This is a genomic window from Bacillus sp. B28 (genome assembly GCF_029536185.1).
Taxonomy (GTDB): domain Bacteria; phylum Bacillota; class Bacilli; order Bacillales; family Bacillaceae; genus Bacillus; species Bacillus halotolerans.
The window spans coordinates 3,749,910-3,764,737 of record NZ_CP120511.1 but is presented as its reverse complement, the minus strand read 5'-3'; the positions used below and the strand labels follow the sequence as shown (position 1 = coordinate 3,764,737).

General features: G+C 40.2%; 11 protein-coding genes and 6 pseudogenes. 9 read left to right on the top strand and 8 right to left on the bottom strand.

What is annotated here, in order from left to right:
• Window positions 1-75 precede the first annotated feature (75 nt).
• Complete coding sequence (locus tag P3L57_RS18790; protein ID WP_044159831.1) at window positions 76-495, top strand: MarR family transcriptional regulator; 420 nt, start codon at window positions 76-78, stop codon at window positions 493-495.
• A 42-nt stretch (window positions 496-537) separates the two neighbouring features.
• On the opposite strand, the gene P3L57_RS18785 is transcribed toward P3L57_RS18790, so the two are convergent.
• Window positions 538-726, bottom strand: coding sequence for a 2-hydroxymuconate tautomerase (locus P3L57_RS18785; RefSeq protein WP_003222038.1), 189 nt, complete (start codon window positions 724-726; stop codon window positions 538-540).
• A gap of 107 nt (window positions 727-833) precedes the next feature.
• On the opposite strand from P3L57_RS18785, the gene P3L57_RS18780 reads away from it, so the two are divergent.
• The 3 genes from P3L57_RS18780 (at window position 834) to P3L57_RS18770 (ending at window position 2,409) form a co-directional block, all read left to right on the top strand.
• Entirely contained in the window at window positions 834-1,493 is a 660-nt protein-coding gene (locus tag P3L57_RS18780) for a site-2 protease family protein (protein ID WP_069486773.1), read from the top strand.
• A gap of 12 nt (window positions 1,494-1,505) precedes the next feature.
• Window positions 1,506-2,024, top strand: a complete 519-nt coding sequence (locus P3L57_RS18775) for a YwhD family protein (RefSeq protein WP_069486774.1) — start codon at window positions 1,506-1,508, stop codon at window positions 2,022-2,024.
• A gap of 139 nt (window positions 2,025-2,163) precedes the next feature.
• Window positions 2,164-2,409, top strand: a complete 246-nt coding sequence (locus P3L57_RS18770; RefSeq protein WP_059353351.1) for a hypothetical protein — start codon at window positions 2,164-2,166, stop codon at window positions 2,407-2,409.
• Here P3L57_RS18770 and P3L57_RS18765 read toward each other — a convergent pair.
• Window positions 2,342-2,935: pseudogene (locus tag P3L57_RS18765) on the bottom strand (serine hydrolase domain-containing protein); the annotation flags it as partial. The gene P3L57_RS18770 and the pseudogene P3L57_RS18765 sit on opposite strands and share 68 nt — an antisense overlap.
• 257 nt (window positions 2,936-3,192) lie before the next feature.
• Between P3L57_RS18765 and bla the strand changes: the two are divergent.
• Window positions 3,193-4,119 carry a class A beta-lactamase gene (gene bla / locus P3L57_RS18760; protein WP_406795246.1) on the top strand — a complete coding sequence of 309 codons (927 nt, stop codon included), beginning with the start codon at window positions 3,193-3,195 and terminating at the stop codon, window positions 4,117-4,119.
• A gap of 163 nt (window positions 4,120-4,282) precedes the next feature.
• On the opposite strand, the pseudogene P3L57_RS18755 reads toward bla, so the two are convergent.
• Window positions 4,283-4,492 (bottom strand): annotated as a pseudogene (locus P3L57_RS18755) (serine hydrolase); the annotation flags it as partial.
• A 214-nt stretch (window positions 4,493-4,706) separates the two neighbouring features.
• Between P3L57_RS18755 and P3L57_RS18750 the strand changes: the two are divergent.
• Together P3L57_RS18750 and P3L57_RS18745 are read left to right on the top strand one after the other, a co-directional pair.
• Window positions 4,707-5,291 (top strand): sensor domain-containing protein, encoded by a 585-nt coding sequence (locus P3L57_RS18750; RefSeq protein ID WP_059292315.1) that lies wholly within the window; start codon window positions 4,707-4,709, stop codon window positions 5,289-5,291.
• Between the two features lie 12 nt (window positions 5,292-5,303).
• Window positions 5,304-7,094, top strand: coding sequence for a helix-turn-helix transcriptional regulator (locus P3L57_RS18745; RefSeq protein ID WP_069486776.1), 1,791 nt, complete (start codon window positions 5,304-5,306; stop codon window positions 7,092-7,094).
• Window positions 7,095-7,397: 303 nt separating this feature from the next.
• On the opposite strand, the pseudogene P3L57_RS18740 reads toward P3L57_RS18745, so the two are convergent.
• Window positions 7,398-8,001 (bottom strand): annotated as a pseudogene (locus tag P3L57_RS18740) (serine hydrolase domain-containing protein); the annotation flags it as partial.
• Between the two features lie 363 nt (window positions 8,002-8,364).
• Between P3L57_RS18740 and P3L57_RS18735 the strand changes: the two are divergent.
• Window positions 8,365-10,389, top strand: coding sequence for a serine hydrolase domain-containing protein (locus P3L57_RS18735; protein WP_069486777.1), 2,025 nt, complete (start codon window positions 8,365-8,367; stop codon window positions 10,387-10,389).
• Window positions 10,390-10,617: 228 nt separating this feature from the next.
• On the opposite strand, the pseudogene P3L57_RS18730 reads toward P3L57_RS18735, so the two are convergent.
• The 3 genes and pseudogenes from P3L57_RS18730 to P3L57_RS18720 form a co-directional block, all read right to left on the bottom strand.
• Window positions 10,618-11,158 (bottom strand): annotated as a pseudogene (locus P3L57_RS18730) (IS6 family transposase); the annotation flags it as partial.
• Window positions 11,159-11,162: 4 nt separating this feature from the next.
• A pseudogene (locus tag P3L57_RS18725) lies at window positions 11,163-11,562 on the bottom strand (ATP-dependent Clp protease proteolytic subunit); the annotation flags it as partial.
• Between the two features lie 86 nt (window positions 11,563-11,648).
• Window positions 11,649-11,924 (bottom strand): hypothetical protein, encoded by a 276-nt coding sequence (locus P3L57_RS18720; RefSeq protein ID WP_059353722.1) that lies wholly within the window; start codon window positions 11,922-11,924, stop codon window positions 11,649-11,651.
• 188 nt (window positions 11,925-12,112) lie between these two features.
• Between P3L57_RS18720 and P3L57_RS18715 the strand changes: the two are divergent.
• Window positions 12,113-12,428, top strand: a pseudogene (locus tag P3L57_RS18715) (AMP-binding protein); the annotation flags it as partial.
• A gap of 277 nt (window positions 12,429-12,705) precedes the next feature.
• Here the strand turns inward: P3L57_RS18715 and P3L57_RS18710 are convergent.
• Window positions 12,706-14,781 carry a transglycosylase domain-containing protein gene (locus P3L57_RS18710; protein ID WP_069486778.1) on the bottom strand — a complete coding sequence of 692 codons (2,076 nt, stop codon included), beginning with the start codon at window positions 14,779-14,781 and terminating at the stop codon, window positions 12,706-12,708.
• Window positions 14,782-14,828: the final 47 nt, after the last annotated feature.

Sequence of the window (14,828 nt, the reverse complement as noted above, 5' to 3'; positions counted from 1 at the left end):
ATCTGGTATCAGTAAAATAATAAGTAATCATATCGTTCGTATGTTATGAATGCATCTCGAAATGGGGAAATCTACATGGATCATGACAAACTGGAAGCAAATTTGCTGGATCACGCACTTACAAAATATTTGAAAAGCACGAAGCAATTAGATGAAGCCACCGTTCCGAAACACGTAAATAATGTAAGAGGATTTATTCTGCGGATCATATACAGGCATGGGAGCTGCACCATAAAGGACATTCTAAAAGAGGTCACGCTGTCTCCGTCTGCCACTACAACCGCTCTGAATCACTTAGAGCAGGAAGGGTTTATTAAGAGATCCAGAAATAACAATGACCGCCGCACCGTTTGGATTACGCTTTCTGAATCGGGGCAGGCAGCGGCTCTTCAAATGATTCAAAATCGCCAGCAGCTGATTGACGGCATGTTTGAACGTTTGACTGCCGAAGAGAAGGCAGCGTTTTTAGCTATTATTGAAAAAATGACGAAATAGAGATGAAAAAGCCGGCTTGCGAAGCGCCGGCTTTATATCAGATTATTCCATATCGCTGAGGCGTTTGCCTGCGACCGCGTAATGGTCTTTTCTCATTTCTTCTATAAAGACAACAATTTTTTCTTCAGAGGCACCGGTCGTTTCTTTCACGGCCTCTGTTACTTTCTCAACTAGATTGCGTTTTTGCTCGTCTGTACGGCCTTCAAGCATTTTGACGGTTACGTATGGCATAGGTGTGAATCCTCCTTTATATCGTTTCCTCTCTTTAGGAAAAGAGGCTTCTTATAGTATACTGAATAAAGTAAATTCTTGCATTTTTAGAAAGAGGGATATCTCACTTGGACCGTTTTTTATATTATCCGTTATCGTTAATGCCATACCTCGTCATCACGTTAATTGTTTCGTTTACAATGCATGAACTCGCTCACGCCTATGTCGCATATAAATTTGGTGACAATACGGCGAAAAAAGAAGGAAGACTGACGCTGAATCCTATCAAACACCTTGATCCGTTCGGAACCATTTTGATCCTGGTGGCCGGCTTTGGATGGGCTCGCCCTGTTCCCGTCAATCGCCGTTTCTTTAAGAAACCTCGTCTGGCCGGCGTACTCGTATCCATTGCCGGGCCGATCAGTAACCTGATTCTTGCGTTTATCGGTTTCTCTTTGTTAGTGTTGATGCATGCTTACGGAATGGAACTGCTTGCGGCATTCAGTACAGGGCTGGACCAGTTCTTTTCAATCTGGATACAGCTGAACCTCGTTCTGTTTTTATTTAATCTGCTGCCGCTGCCGCCGCTCGACGGCTATCGTATTATTGAAGATCTCGTCCCGCCGGGGGCGCGTGCCAAGATGACGCAAGCGGAAAGCTACGGCTTTATCGTCTTTTTGGTACTGTTTGTGACACCGCTCGGATCTTACGTGCTTTGGCCATTGCTCAACGCCGGAAGAGATTCGATTTTACATTTGTTTTCAGCGATATTTCAACCGCTTTTGTAGGAGGTAGAACTCATGGAAGAAAAAAAGAAAAAATCAATCGGGTTTAATATTATCAAAAGTGATCCGACAGACGGACACGGCGGCTTCGGCGCAGGGGCACTCAGCCTGGATAATATTTCTCCTGTATTCGTCGATGTAGAGGAAAAAGAAGCGTTCGTTGACATCGGCGCGATGCACGCCCGCAGCGTCGTTGAAAAAGGCATTAAATTTCTGCCTAATAAAGAAGATGTTCCAAACGGCAAACCATACTGGCTTGTGTGGGTGACGATTGACAGAAGAGAAGAGGGCCCTTATTACGCAGGGGTAACAGCCTGTGAACTGACGGTCGACAGAAGCATCAGAAGAGGCTACAAATCGCTCCCGGAGCATGTGAATCTGATGGATAAATCGATGAAACGGAACATTATCATTGATAAAATGGATGACAGCTCGAAGCAAGTGCTTGGCGAATTTCTGAAAAACCATGACCAAGGCCTGTGGGAACGCTCTTCTGATGAATTGAAAAAAGGCCTGCTTCAAGAAGAAAATTAATTTGTGAACTTTCTGTGAACTCTTAGAATATTTGAACTATTTTTCGTAAACATTGAGTAAACTGGTGATACAGAAACTAGGACATGGAAAATCCCGAGCCGAAACAAGACTCGGGGTTTTTCATTTTTTAGGGGTTATCATGTACGAAACCATTCGAGTCGGTGACTGGGTGATGAAAGCTGACGTGGAAGAAACGAGAAAGCAGTATGAGAAAGATACAGAGGATATGTGTGAATGCGGTAACTGTCTTAACTACTATGAGGCAGTGAATGAACTGCCGGTTCAAAAGGATCAAGTATTAGAGAGCCTAGGTCTCATTCCGTCATATCCAAATCTGTATAGGATGCAATCCCGCTTGTATGATTCAATAACTGCCGAATGGTAATTTTGTTACCGTCATACCCATTACCCTGTACGATCCCCGGTAACCATTTTTCAACCGAATCATCAAGGTTTAATTGTTTCTCCTCAGCCAACTGCAGTATAACGGATGCTGTGAACGTCTTCGTGATGCTTCCAATACGAAACGAAAAGTTCGGTTCTGCTGCGCGCGATACCTCGTAACTCGCTGTCCCTGTAGCATAAGACCAGCGCTTACCGTTCTTTAATCGGCCTGCTATGACACTTGAGATTTTTTTATTGGTTACTACCTGATCGATTACGTATTTGACTTCTCCTCGATGGTTCCTTTTCTTTTCTTTATCGATAACTTTCTTTTTGGTTTTCCCTGCAAACTCTGAGACTAAAATATTCTTGATATGTTTTTCTGCTCCTAGTACATTGATGTTTATCGAAATGACATGTTGACCATCTTCCGTTCCACCTGCAAAGTTAGTAAATCCGGGAATACCACCACCATGCCCCCATACTTCGGTACCGTCCGGCAATTTTGTTGCATGTATGCTATTTCCTTTTGCATGCCTATTTCTGTATCTGATGAATTACAACTATTTGCTCAAAAAATTCAAAGCTTCTTGTATGTAACATAAAACCCTTCTCTATGTCGGTTCTATTTTATCTTAAGGTTAAATTATTTTTTTAAAAGTTATGGAACAATATTGTTATTTAGAGTGTCTATTAAGTGTAATTTTAAAAACTGATGTTCAAATTCAATACAATTGTATCTAATTTAACATCTGTTTTAAGTATTAAAAGTCTGAAGGGAATGATCATTTTGAAAAGTACAAGGATGCTAAAAATAGGGATGTGTGTTGGCATACTAAGTTTAAGCCTTGCAAGCGTAAAATTCTTTATAGGTCAACCATTGCAAGTTGAAGCAAAAGAAAAAACAGAGCAAACCAATCATACAAACCATGCGACTCATCGAGAGTTCGCTCAACTTGAGAAAAAGTTTGACGCTCGACTAGGTGTCTATGCTATCGACACTGGTACAAACCAGACAGTAACTTATCGACCTAATGAACGGTTTGCTTACGCATCTACCTACAAAGCTTTGGCGGCAGGAGCTGTATTACAGCAAAACTCAATTGACAAATTAAACGAGGTCATTACCTATACCAAAAATGACTTAGTTACGTATTCACCAGTCACAGAGAAACATGTGGACACTGGGATGACCCTTGGGGAAATTTGCGAGGCTGCTATTCGTTATAGTGATAACACTGCGGGGAACCTTTTATTCAAGAAACTAGACGGACCTAAAGGCTTTGAAGAAGCGCTTAGACAGATTGGTGATAAAGTTACCGTGGCTGATCGTTTTGAGACGGATTTGAACGAAGCTATTCCGGGAGACATTCGTGATACAAGTACAGCAAAAACACTTGCTACCGATCTTAAGGCTTTCACAGTCGGAAATGCGCTCCCAGCTGACAAACGTAAAATTCTTACAGATTGGATGCGTGGAAATGCTACAGGAGACAAACTCATCCGCGCTGGCGTACCAAAAGACTGGGAAGTCGGTGATAAATCTGGAGCCGGAAGCTACGGAACACGAAATGATATCGCCATCATTTGGCCACCGAATAGAGCACCTATTATCATCGCAATTCTGTCCAGCCGAGATAAGAAAGATGCTACCTATGATAATGAACTGATTGCGCAGGCTGCCAAGGTTACAATTAATGCTCTGAAGTGATAATATCTCAGTTTCCTCATTCCTTTATCCAATGTTATCTAGAGGATAAAACTAGAAACCGATTCTTTTTAGTGTAAAGAGAATCGGTTTTTTTGCATGCTTATCATTTCCATTATAAAAATAATAATCCACTATATTAGACGGAAGGAATCTGTTTTATATTTGGATCGCCGGTGGGACCATAAGGTGTAGCCAGTCTTTTGAGAAGATCAGACGTAAGGCTCATACTTGTAGATTTCATATCTAATGGTTTAAAAATATTCTTTTCCATATATTTTGAGAAAGGGGTGCTAGTAACATTCTCTACTGCTAACCCTGTGAGCGCAAATGAGACGTTGTCATACGTATAAGCTTCTCCTGATGGCCGTACCACGTATGAACAGAGTGTAGCAAGCGGCGAGTCAAAGTCGATAGTGAACTTTTGTCATATTTATAAAGGATAACAAAAATTGAGTGGGTTGCGGCTGTCTAGGTAGTTATGTCATACAAACCATGACACTTTGACACTACCGTATGTGACAGAAAAATACTTAGAATCAAAAAGTAGCTTTTACCGCATTAGCAATGAATGAGGAGGAGAGATTTTAATGACGAAAGCATCAGCTCAAAAAACTTTGCAAGATTTCTATTTCTTGTTATTTACCTTTGCATCCGGATTCTTTTACTTTTGTTTCTATCTGGTCAGCATTACATTTGCATTAGTAATGACGATTATCTTTTTTGGTATTCCCTTGTTGGCTTGGGTGCTACAAACAACTCACACGTTTGTTCAGTATGAGCGCATTCAGACGAAGGTTTATACGGATATATCGATAGAGTTATTCGAATCAAGGAGAAAAAAGGAGGGAGATAAATGGATTAAAGCGAGAGATACAATCTTTAATAATAGCAACTGGAGGGCTATTTTTTGGCTGATGCAGAAGTTCTTTATCGGAATAATGAGTCTTATATGCGCTATTTTACTGTATGTAACGCCGCTAGTATTTATCGTTACGCCCTTACTTTTTCGATATTTTAATATATACTTATTGGGGATTTCTGTGAATTCATGGACCAAAGCTTTTTTTGTCATGATTGTTGGATGTATTCTCATCTGGATACGTATATGTATTGGAAACTGTTTAGTTCGAATAATTGGAATGTATACACGTACTATGTTTTTAAAGCTATAAAGGAGTGATAATTTGTTTAAGACTTTGAAAATATGGTTCTGGTATGATTGGGCCTTACTTTGTATACGTTTTATTATTTGGCTATCATTGATATCAGTGACTATCCAAGAACAAGATTATTTGACTGTACCACTTTGGATCATTATTCTTTGGGAAGTCGTTTCATTTTCAGTACCTTGGATTTGTTTAATGTTCAGTTATCGCTATTATTTGTTTACTGAAATAATATTATTTGGCGGAGTGTGTTTCTATTTAACTTTATTATTTCCGTCAGCGTATCTTGCTTTTTTAATGCCAACTTTTATGATTGCGGCAAATAGTGCTCATAAATCTTACCGCTGGTCAGGTCCTATCACAATTATTTTGTTCCCTTTGCTCATTGCGATATTTTCCAAAGTAACAGATTTATGGGTAATCATTCTACAAATCAGTTTAGCTTTTGCTATGGGCTCTTTCTTTCGTTTACTGGCTACTAATCATCGTCAAAGTGAAACTATTCGGAACCAGAAACATGTATTGGAACAATACATATCTCAAGTTGAGCGGATTACTTTACTAGAGGAACGTGACAGGCTCTCAAAGGATTTACATGATACGATGGGGCATTCCTATACCTCAATTATTATGGGGATGGAAACATTACGTACGGAATTAAAAACTAAGGAAGGGGAGCAACAGCTCGATTCATTATTACAATTGGCCCGTAACAGTATGGAAGAAGTAAGACTGTATTTACATCAATTGGATTTTTCACAAGAATCGCTTCCCTTAGCTGTCACATTACAACAATTGACAGAGGAATTTAAGAAACATGCAAAAGTAAATGTACGTACTCGAATAATAGGGGAAGAGTATATGGCCTCCAAACAATCAAAAATGACACTATATCGGAGCTTGCAGGAATCACTAACAAATGCTGTTCGCCATGGGCATTCCACTGAAATCATTGTGTCACTTCACTTTGAACCACAACAGATAAGATTGGATGTACAAGATAATGGATGTGGGGTAGAAGAGTGGAAGGATGGCTTTGGATTAACTGCAATGAAAGAGCGTGTGAGTCAGTCACAAGGAAGAGTCATTGTTTACTCCAAAAAGGGGGAAGGGACGCTAATTTCATGTGTTTTACCGAAACAAGTACAACTGTCTAATGAACAAATCCGCCTGTGTATTGTCGATGATCATTCTTTCATCCGAGAAAGTCTTCATACAATTTTGGATGGACAGGAGGATTTACAAGTAGTGGGAATGGCTGAAGATGGAGAACGGGCTTTGGAATTGTGTGAGAGACTAAAACCAGATGTAGTATTAATGGATTTAGAGATGCCAAATCTGGATGGGATTCATGCGACTAAAATGATTAAGGGAAAATGGCCGGACATTCGTGTACTCATTTTGTCAACCTTTCAGAATACAGAAAGGGCAAAAGAAATCATACGAAATGGCGCGGATGGATATTTATTGAAATCCATAGATTCGCGTGAACTGGCTGAATCAATTCGTCTGGTCTATCGAGGAGGCACGATGATTAATCATGACTTGTTCCATAGAATATGGGAAGAAAATGAAGAAACAGGATCATTTGAATCAAAATCAGATGGAAAAGAGTATGGATTAACGAAACGAGAATTAGAGATTTTGGAACTATTATCACAAGGAAGCCGTTATAAAACAATAGCTTCGAAACTGTACTTGTCAAACGGAACGGTAAGAAATTACGCCTCCAAACTCTATGAGAAGCTAGGAGTTAAAAATCGAGAAGAAGCCGTACAAAAGGCAAAAGATACAGGATTACTTTCTTGACACTCTCACTTGAACTAGTTAGCTGTCAATGGGGAACTTACAGATCATGCAGGGCAACACTACCCATTACCATATTTGAAACTACAATGAAGAATAAAGAGTTGAAAAGTTGTTTAAACCACATCCACTTAACTTAAGAAATTGCTTTACCTCCAAATGTAAAAAACGCTATCCTTTCCTATGATTCTAGAGAAAGAATAACGTTTTTTTTTCATGTTACCGAGGATTTTGTTTTTTTTGAACCGGAAAAGTATATTTTTAACTATAAAACTATGACAAAATTTATTCGTTTTTCCTTTTTGCCTACTTGATAAATTCAGCAAGTAAAATATTTTTAAAAGGATCAAGACTATTATCTTTAAGGCTGATTGACGGCCAATGTATGCTTGCCTCCAAGTGTGCCTCAGCAAGTGTAGAAAACCTAGAATGCCACCTGTGTGTCCCCATATCGATATACCGTTTGGAAACTTAGTTACATAGATTCCAAGTCCATATCATCCATTCCTTCTATTCCTGTAGGAACTGTAGTAAGCATTTGTTTTAGTTGCTGTTCCTTCAGTAAATTGCCACTAAGTAAGAGAAAAATTTGTTTAAATCGTCAGCAGTAGAAATCATATCTCCATCCGAGCTACCTGGTTAGAATAAGTAACGCCTTTTAGCTCATTTTCTCCGTCGTATCTTTCATATCCACGGCATGCTTGGTGCCTGGAATAACCGTTGAATTGCCAGGTAGGAATGTATTCGACAATTCCAGCGGTTCAATAATCCGATTTTCAACCTCTTCCGCATAGCTGTTTCCAGTTACTTTTTCAGTAAGGGCGTATCTTGTGTTTGAGTAGGACCAGCCCTTTCCTGGGGCAAAGTCTGGGGGCAGAGAAATCCCCATCTTTACTAATTCTTCAGCTGTTTCTTGAAACACTCTTGTTACTGGTTTGTTTTTACATAAATAGGTGATACATGTTTCTCCTTTCACGCTTCTTTATATTTTTATCATGCACAATGAAAATCTCCCCTCCTCATTTATTGTTAATACTTTAAAAACTGCTCCTTGATTCCAAGTGTTTTTCTGTCACATACGGTAGTGTCAAAATGTCATGATTTTTATGACATAACTATCAATACAGCCTTATCCACTCAATTTTTGTTGTCCTTATGACAAAAGTTCACTATCGACTATGACTTACCCCTTGCTACACTCTGTTCATACGCTAACGAGCCGCTAACTCGTTGCGCTAACAAAAATCCCAATCAAATAAAGGAGCGTATAAAAATGAAACAAGCAATTAACAAACTGGGGATCGTTGCAATTCTTCTTTCTTCTTCAACTATGATTTCTGCTTGTTCCCAACAAGAAGCAGGAAAATCAAAACCATCGGCTTCCACCACTAATATCCAAATTGCGAAAGGACCTAATAATAAAAAAGAAATAGAATCTTTTGCTGATCCGTTATTTGAAGAAAAAATGAAGAAGTACAATGTGAACGGTTCTAGTTTTGTCGTCGTTCACGATGGAAAGGTCGTTGTCAATAAAGGGTATGGATATGCTGATAAAGAAAAGAAAATCCCCGTTACTAAGGACACGGTTTTTCAAATCGCTTCAGTAACAAAAACTTTTACTGCTTTGGCTGTTATGCAGCAAGTTGATAAAGGAAAGCTTAAACTAGATCAAGATGTACAAAAATACCTTGGTGGATTAAAAATACCTAATCAAACAGGGAAACCTCTTACCCTGTTTGATATGCTCACTTATACCAGCGGGGTAGATTTTCCCGATCTCACAAATATAACCGGACCTGAATATATTAATAATAATATACCAATGAAAGAATTTTTCTCTAAACATATGCCAACAGTGATACGGCCATCAGGAGAAGCTTATACGTATGACAACGTCTCATTTGCGCTCGCGGGTTTAGCAGTAGAGAATGTTACTAGCACCTCTTTCTCGAAATATATGGAAAAGAATATTTTTAAACCATTAAATATGAAATCTACAAGTATGAGCTTTACACCTGATCTTCTCGAAAGAATGGCTACACATTATGGTCCCACTGGCGATCCGATTCCAACAAGTGGGAGCGGTTTAAGGGATACGCCACAAGGAGGCATTTTATCTACTGCGGAAGACATGTCAAAATACATGATTATGCAACTACAGAAAGGAAAGTTTAAAGACAAAGAAATTGTAAGTGAAAAAAGCATAGATATGATGCATGCCTATCAAGTTTTTGATGATAAGACGATTCCTGTTGCAACAATTGGGTTTGAAACGCCTTTTAATGAATTTGCTAACGGTCAACACGTTGTAATAAAAGGGGGAAGCATGCCTGGGCATCAATCATTGCTGATTTTAGTGCCTGAACAAAAAACAGCATTCTTCATGTCTTACAATAATGATTCAATGATGAGTGTAGACATATATGAAACTCTCATGGATCACTATTTCCCTGCTAAGAAGAATGAAGTAAAAACAAGTTATCTCCCGTTAGAGGAAAAAGAAGCTCATAAATACTTGGGCTTATTCCAAAATACGCGTTTCGCTGCAATTCGCACTCATTTCACTTATGAAAATGGGAATTTGGTCATGGAGGGTGGAACACCTGGAAAACAAGTTCTCAAAATGATTCATCCGTTGTTATTTGAAGATTCGGAAGGTAACAAAGTTGCCTTCAAAAAGAATTCAGCTGGAGAAATCGCATATTTTCACTACAACTCTCCTAAAAGCCTTGATTTTGTAGCAGATGCCCAGAGAATTAACAACAAACCACCTTTTGATGACGTTCCACAAAAGAGTAACTATAGAAGTCACATTGATAATCTTCATGCTCTAAATATTATGGGTGCTAAAACAGGTAATCTATTCAATCCGATGGACATCATGACACAAGGAGAGTTTGCGGATACGTTGTTACTTGCTTATGGATGGAACGGTTTTCCAGACGACTCCAAGGAGGCAAGGGAAAAAGTTATGAAAGGAATTCCAGGGTATGACCGTGCTACTCCGATTACCCGACAGGTCGCAGCAACCATGATTCAAAACTTAAAGCAAATTCATGACATGAAACCGATTCAACCTGACAAAGCTATTAAAGTTAAATTACTTGATGCTGCGGATGACTGGGCAATTCAATCGATTCAGGCACTTGCCTCCCAAGGAATTCTAGACCCTGATACTTCCATCAATGCTGACGGATCCTTTATGTTCCGTCCGAAAGATCTGTTACTGCGTCAAGAAGCAAGTGCCTTGCTGGATTTAGCTTTTGGCTATTATGCATTGCCTATTAAACGACAGTAGATATTTATCCTTATTTGAATAATGAAAAAATTGCATTCTAGTATCTTATCAGCATCAAGCTAAAATAAAACAAGAAGTTCAACTTTATAAGAGCTTTATGGAAAAAAACGGAAACGATTCTAAAGATAATGCGATACATCTTAAGTTTTTGCATTTAAAGAAGGGGTTCTGGTGCAAATACTTAGGAAAGATATAAAGGGGCAAAAAGTTTCCTAGTGGAATCTAGTCTTAAGCAGGAATTCCAAATAGTTGATGGATGAAATTCACTTGAGTTTGGACAGACTTATCCAGTAAAACAAGTTGCCTTTTTTACCATATGAATAGCTTCTATTCCAGAAATAATGTATGTAGCTGTGCGAAAGGATTTCAGTCCTAACATCGAACGAACTCGCTTTTTAATAAACCGATGATCTGGTTCCACTATGTTATTGAGATATTTCACTTGCCTTAGTTGGATGCCTAATGGCATCTTTTCTCAATTCTTCAACTGCTATAGGATAAGCTGGATTTTTATCGACCGTCATGACACGAGGCTTAGAAATATGAAAAGACTGCAAAGCTTTCTTGAAGAATCGCTTTGCAGCTTTGTGGTTTCTTGCTTTGCTTAGATAAAAATCGATGGTACTTCCTTTCGAATCGACAGCACGATACAGGTACATCCATTGACTTTTGATATATGTTTCATCGACTCTCCAGGAGTCATTGGTTGTTTGAGATGACGACGGACTCTTTTGTTTAATTCAGGACCATACTGATGCACCCAACGCAAATCTCTCAATGTCAGAAGCCTGTCCTCTTGTTCCACCTAATGGTTGATTTGCTATTGGTAAGAGCAAAAAATTTTCCTTTAACTCCACCAGCTAACAGAAAAGCTCCCATTGAAGCTGCCAGCCCTACGCACAGAGTACTAACATCTGCTCTTATATGTTGCATGGGATCGTAAATCGCCATACCTGCCGTGATAGACCCTCCAGGAGAATTAATATAGATACTAATGTTTTTCTTAGGATCATCCGCATCGAGAAACAGTAATTGAGATATAACACTATTGGCTACTGAATCTGTAATTTCACCTATTAACATAATAATTCTATCCTTAAGTAAACGAGAATAAATGTCATAAGAACGTTCACCACGGCTTGTTTGTTCCACTACATAAGGAATGAAATTCATTTTTTGACCTCCTACATTTAACGTCAGATTATCTTTTCTTACTACTTCATTCACAAGGTTTGTCACTTCTGCATTGAGAGGAATTTCTAGGCTTCTTTCTCATCAACTAAGGGAATGTTTATTGATTGTTGTATACATTTCTCTATTCCATCACTTCCCTCAAAATGAACAGGAAAAGATAAGGTTTCTACTAACTCAGGATTAAATGTTTCTGTATATAATTCAAACAGAATACTCTCCTTTTGAATTAATCTATTTATGACAAGAGATCCGTCCGAATTCTCTTTTAGCTGATTAATATTCACGCCTTTAGAACAATATTGGGAATGATGTATATCAATTTTATGAACGTATTTTTTCATTCCACTTAAGTTGAATCAGTACATAGTTAAGCCCTTCCTCATTCTCTATTTTTTCTTTGGCTAACTTAATTTCCATTATGATTGTCTCCGTTGTGAAAGAGTTGTGAAACTGGTTGAATAACCTTTTGTTCCATTTAATTTCAATTAATATCCATTTAAAATGATTATGTTTACGAAATACCGTAAGTATTTGTACGAAGGATGTGACTTTGGTCAATACTGTACCATCAGCAGCGAAGGAACTGGTTCGAGCAAAGACGATCCCTTCTTCGGTAAAGGTGATGAATTTAGCTGGAGAACCGTTGCCGCAGTCACTGGTCCAGCACTTGTATGAGAGAAGTCCGATTGAAAAGGTGTATAACCTATACGGTCCATCCGAAGATACTACTTATTCCACGTATATGAAGCTAGAAAAGGGTGTCATGCACAAGGTACCAACGGATTGGTAGGCCTATCTCTAACCCAGAAGTATATGTACTCAGTGCAAACCAGCAAATGGTACCCAAATGCACAGATATAAATTACCATGGGATAAAAGATCATTTGCACTTTTATATAGCGAGTTATTTTATAGTAGGCCGTATTGTAGAAGGAAAACAAGAATTGAACCCGGAAAGGATTGATTTGTCGTGGCATATTTCATTTTCAGTACCGCAATACCAAATTTACATTCCTAAGGGTTTCCCGAAGCCAATTATTCAGCTCGATTGTGTTAAGCTTCTTCCATGGATCATTGACCAACCATACGAATAACCCGGCCTCCGAGGAGCCGGGTTATTTGTTAATGATTCCGTCCCAGCCATTTGTCCCACCACTTTTTCGGGGAAGCGGGCTTTTCCTTGACTGGACGCTGGTCTTTTGTTTGTTTGACAGGCTCTGAGCCGAAGCACACATTCGCTGGCTCTGTGCCTTTCACAAAATACGTGTAATGCTTGGCTGCGCAGCCGGGGCCGGAGGAGTAGCCTGTTGCCGGATCGATGTAGACGCCGATCACGCCTTTTGGCGGTTTAAAGGCTGTTTCTGGTTCTCCTTTGAGCGCATCCTCCATAAACTCCGCCCAAATGGTTTTGGCATAGTTTTTTTCTGCGACTGAGTCGATGGTGCTGTTTTTGTCATAGCCCGTCCATACACCCGCAGCCAGCTTCGGGTTGAAACCGATCATCCAGCTGTCTGCGCTTGTTGTGCCTGATTTTCCCGCATAGGTTCTAGTCAGGCGGTCCGCGATTGTCCGTCCTGTCACGGATGTATAGCCGTTTAAATCTGTATCAAACATGCCTGTCATCATATTAGCGGTCACAAAGGCAGCTTTTTCATCCAGCACTTGTTTATGCTGATTCGGGCTTTCGTACAGTACATGTCCGGCTGCATCAGTCACTCTCGTGATAAAGGTCGGTTCGATTTTCTTTCCGCCATTTGCCAGCATGGCGTAAGCGTTGACCATCTCAATCGGGCGTACGGGTTCAGTGCCGAGCGCAAGGGAAGGCAATGCTTGAAGCTTTGCAGTAATTCCGAATTCCTTTGATGCCTGTACGAGCTTGTTCATGCCGAGAAAGAGATGTGTTTTCACCGCGTATATGTTGTCGGAAAGCGCCAGCGCCTGAAGAAGCGTAATCGGTTTGTTTGCGTAATAACCGTTATAGTTGCTTGGAGAATAGGTTTCTCCCTTTGCGTCGATTTGAAACTCGGTTTCTTCGCTTTTCATCAGTGTCACTGGCGTAAACCCGCTCTGAATCGCTTTATAATAAAGTAACGGTTTGATTGTCGAAGCGGGCTGGCGTTTCGCCTGTGTCGTCCGGTCAAACGGGCTTTTTTGATAATCCCTGCCGCCGACAAGAGCGAGAACGTTTCCTGTGCGTGGATCAATGGCTGAAAATCCGACTTGAATGTCAGAACCGGCGTTAACCGTTTCGGTAATGGTTTCCTCGGCAATGCGCTGAAGCCGTTTATTCACGGTTGTATACACATTTAACCCGCTCGTTTCAACTTGCTCCCGCGTCATGCCGAGTTTTTTTTCCAGATCTCTCATCGCATTATCATAGAAATAAGGCGCTTTTCTGCTAATGGCGTGTTTATTCAACGGCTGATAGGAAAGGGGCTCTTTGATCAGCTCGTCCGCTTTTTTACGGCTGATCATCCGCTGTTTTTCCATCATCCGCACAATTGTTTTTTGGCGATCCTTGGCCTTTGTTTCATTGACATAAGGCGAATAGCCGGAAGGGCCTTTCGGAATACCGGCCAAAAGCGCCGCCTCCGCATCTGTCAGGTTTTTGGCATGCTTGCCGAAATAGAGGCGGGATGCGGCTTCGATCCCATAGGCGCCGTGGCCGTAGTATATCGTATTTAAATAGCCTTCTAATATCTCGTCCTTAGAATAGTTTTGTTCCAGACGAATTGTATAGAATGCCTCATTCCATTTGCGTTTCCACGTTTTGTCGTGTTCAAGATACAGGTTTCTCGCATATTGCTGGGTAATGGTGCTTGCGCCCTGCACCTTGGCCAGCGCTTTTAAGTCGGCCAGCGCCGCACCAGCCATGCGTTTATAATCAAAGCCATGGTGATCATAGAAGTTCTGGTCTTCAATCGCCACCGTCGCTTTTACAATCGTCGGATTCATGTCTTTTAAGGGGACCCAATAGCGTTTTTCGCCATAGTTCGTCTCCCCGAGTTTTGAGCCGTCGCTCGCAAACAAAATCGTGGATTGCGGCACTTGAACCGAGGGAGCGCCCTGGTATTTGGCTATCAAAATGACAGTCATAAACACAGCAGCTGCCGCTAAGCACGCGAAAGCCCCAAGAAAGATAAAGGCGCGAACGGTTTTGAGCGTCAGTCTCAGCCGTTTATTTGTCATTGCATCCACAATGGTTCCCCCTTTTTTTATGTTTCTACTATTATGAGAAAAAAAGA

Excerpts from the sequence above, each read along its gene's own strand:
- P3L57_RS18790 (WP_044159831.1), top strand. The coding sequence starts at position 76 with ATGGATCATGACAAACTGGAAGCAAATTTGCTGGATCACGCACTTACA.
- P3L57_RS18785 (WP_003222038.1), bottom strand. The coding sequence starts at position 726 with ATGCCATACGTAACCGTCAAAATGCTTGAAGGCCGTACAGACGAGCAA.
- P3L57_RS18775 (WP_069486774.1), top strand. The coding sequence starts at position 1,506 with ATGGAAGAAAAAAAGAAAAAATCAATCGGGTTTAATATTATCAAAAGT.
- P3L57_RS18770 (WP_059353351.1), top strand. The coding sequence starts at position 2,164 with ATGTACGAAACCATTCGAGTCGGTGACTGGGTGATGAAAGCTGACGTG.
- P3L57_RS18750 (WP_059292315.1), top strand. The coding sequence starts at position 4,707 with ATGACGAAAGCATCAGCTCAAAAAACTTTGCAAGATTTCTATTTCTTG.
- P3L57_RS18735 (WP_069486777.1), top strand. The coding sequence starts at position 8,365 with ATGAAACAAGCAATTAACAAACTGGGGATCGTTGCAATTCTTCTTTCT.
- P3L57_RS18720 (WP_059353722.1), bottom strand. The coding sequence starts at position 11,924 with ATGAAAAAATACGTTCATAAAATTGATATACATCATTCCCAATATTGT.